This is a genomic window from Streptosporangium sp. NPDC002607 (assembly GCF_053592655.1).
Window position 1 is genome coordinate 1 of the sequence record NZ_JBSFWD010000171.1, and the last position, 1224, is coordinate 1224.

General features: G+C 68.5%; 1 protein-coding gene. It reads left to right on the forward strand.

Annotated features, from left to right (window positions below):
• Positions 1-1224: acyltransferase domain-containing protein (locus tag ACWD3H_RS47695; RefSeq protein WP_451959809.1), on the forward strand; the 1224-nt coding region annotated here is incomplete at both ends.

The following is a 1224-nucleotide window of genomic DNA, read 5'->3' on the forward strand; positions in this document are numbered from 1 at the left end:
GCGCGTAGTGAGGAGGCGTTGCGGGAGCAGGCGCGGCGGCTGGGCGGGTATCTGGCCGATCGTCGGGATGTGGATGCGGTGGCCGTGGCTCATGGCCTGGCGGCCGGGCGGACGCATTTCACGCATCGGGCCGTGGTCGTGGACCCGGCGGGTTCGGTGGCGGGTTCGGTGGCCGGTGGTGTGGTGTTGGGTGGGGCGCTGGAGGCTGTTGCCGAGGGGCGTGCTCATCCGGGTGTGGTGTATGGGCGGGTGAGTGCGCAGGGGCCGGGCAAGACGGTGTTCGTCTTTCCCGGTCAGGGCTCGCAGCAGGCCGGTATGGGCCTGCGGTTGTATGACACCTTCGAGGTGTTCCGTGACGCGCTGGATGAGTGTGACCAGGCGTTGCGTGCGCATACCGGCTGGTCGGTGGTGCGGGTCCTGCGGGCGAGTGCGGGTACGGATGTGGGTGTGGGTGTGCCGGCGTTGGTGGGTGCCGAGGTGGTGCAGCCGGTGTTGTTCGCGGTGATGGTCTCTTTGGCCCGGTTGTGGCGTTCATGGGGCATCGTCCCGGATGCGGTGGTGGGGCATTCGCAGGGGGAGATCGCGGCGGCGTGTGTGGCGGGTGCGTTGTCGTTGGAGGACGCGGCGTTGGTGGTGGCGTTGCGGAGCAGGGTGTTGGCGGGGTTGGCGGGGTCGGGGGCGATGGCGTCGGTGTGGGCCGATGAGGCCGAGGTGTCGGTCTTGTTGGAGCGTTGGCGGGGCCGGTTGTGGGTGGCGACGGTCAACGGCCCGCGTAGTACGACCGTTTCCGGTACGGCTGAGGCGGTGCGGGAGTTTCTCGCGGTGTGTGAGGCCGAGGGGGTGGGTGCTCGGGCGGTGGAGGTGGATTACGCCTCGCATTCCCCGCTGGTCGAGCCGTTGCGCGAGACGGTCCTGGAGGCGTTGGCGGGGATCGAGCCGCGGCCGGGTGAGGTGGCGTTCCATTCCACCGTCGAGGGTGAGGCCATCGGACGGCCGTTGGACACCACCGGACTGGATGGCGACTACTGGTATCGCAACCTGCGCAATAGTGTGCGTTTCGACGAGACGGTGCAGTGTTTGCTGGATCGGGATCATCGTGTGTTCGTCGAGGTGAGTCCGCATCCGATTTTGGTTCCGGCGTTCGGGGCTCGGGTTGAGGCCCATGAGGTGCCCGCGATCGCGGTGGGAAGCCTGCGCAAGGACCGTCCCGAGGTGGCGGCGCTG